This is a genomic window from Acerihabitans sp. TG2, from assembly GCF_035013185.1.
In the GTDB taxonomy this organism is placed as follows: domain Bacteria; phylum Pseudomonadota; class Gammaproteobacteria; order Enterobacterales; family Enterobacteriaceae; genus Acerihabitans.
In genome coordinates, this window is record NZ_JAYGJO010000082.1 from 1 (window position 1) to 1,701 (window position 1,701).

The 1,701-nt window shown below is 52.7% G+C and carries 1 rRNA gene; it reads left to right on the forward strand.

The features are described from left to right. Positions 1 to 143: 143 nt before the first annotated feature. Positions 144 to 1,686: ribosomal RNA gene (locus SJI19_RS24580) — 16S ribosomal RNA — on the forward strand. Positions 1,687 to 1,701: the final 15 nt, after the last annotated feature.

Genomic DNA, 1,701 nt, shown 5'->3' on the forward strand with positions numbered 1-1,701 from the left:
GCGCACTGCTCTTTAACAATTTATCAGACAATCTGTGTGGGCACTCACAAGACGGTATCGAAACACAAAATACCAAGTCTTGAAGAGTGACATACAGTAATTCAAAAGATTAACAGTATGACAATCTTTGAGCATCAAGCTTTTAATTGAAGAGTTTGATCATGGCTCAGATTGAACGCTGGCGGCAGGCCTAACACATGCAAGTCGAGCGGCAGCGGGAAGTAGCTTGCTACTTTGCCGGCGAGCGGCGGACGGGTGAGTAATGTCTGGGGATCTGCCTGATGGTGGGGGATAACTACTGGAAACGGTAGCTAATACCGCATAACGTCGCAAGACCAAAGTGGGGGACCTTAGGGCCTCACGCCATCGGATGAACCCAGATGGGATTAGCTAGTAGGTGAGGTAATGGCTCACCTAGGCGACGATCCCTAGCTGGTCTGAGAGGATGACCAGCCACACTGGAACTGAGACACGGTCCAGACTCCTACGGGAGGCAGCAGTGGGGAATATTGCACAATGGGCGCAAGCCTGATGCAGCCATGCCGCGTGTGTGAAGAAGGCCTTCGGGTTGTAAAGCACTTTCAGCGAGGAGGAAGGTGGTCGTGTTAATAGCACGGCCAATTGACGTTACTCGCAGAAGAAGCACCGGCTAACTCCGTGCCAGCAGCCGCGGTAATACGGAGGGTGCGAGCGTTAATCGGAATTACTGGGCGTAAAGCGTACGCAGGCGGTTTGTTAAGTCAGATGTGAAATCCCCGAGCTTAACTCGGGAACTGCATTTGAAACTGGCAAGCTAGAGTCTCGTAGAGGGGGGTAGAATTCCAGGTGTAGCGGTGAAATGCGTAGAGATCTGGAGGAATACCGGTGGCGAAGGCGGCCCCCTGGACGAAGACTGACGCTCAGGTACGAAAGCGTGGGGAGCAAACAGGATTAGATACCCTGGTAGTCCACGCTGTAAACGATGTCGATTTGAAGGTTGTGGCCTTGAGCCGTGGCTTTCGGAGCTAACGCGTTAAATCGACCGCCTGGGGAGTACGGCCGCAAGGTTAAAACTCAAATGAATTGACGGGGGCCCGCACAAGCGGTGGAGCATGTGGTTTAATTCGATGCAACGCGAAGAACCTTACCTACTCTTGACATCCACAGAAGACTTCAGAGATGAGGTTGTGCCTTCGGGAACTGTGAGACAGGTGCTGCATGGCTGTCGTCAGCTCGTGTTGTGAAATGTTGGGTTAAGTCCCGCAACGAGCGCAACCCTTATCCTTTGTTGCCAGCGAGTAATGTCGGGAACTCAAAGGAGACTGCCGGTGACAAACCGGAGGAAGGTGGGGATGACGTCAAGTCATCATGGCCCTTACGAGTAGGGCTACACACGTGCTACAATGGCGCATACAAAGAGAAGCGAACTCGCGAGAGCCAGCGGACCTCACAAAGTGCGTCGTAGTCCGGATTGGAGTCTGCAACTCGACTCCATGAAGTCGGAATCGCTAGTAATCGTGGATCAGAATGCCACGGTGAATACGTTCCCGGGCCTTGTACACACCGCCCGTCACACCATGGGAGTGGGTTGCAAAAGAAGTAGGTAGCTTAACCTTCGGGAGGGCGCTTACCACTTTGTGATTCATGACTGGGGTGAAGTCGTAACAAGGTAACCGTAGGGGAACCTGCGGTTGGATCACCTCCTTACCGAAATAGATACTT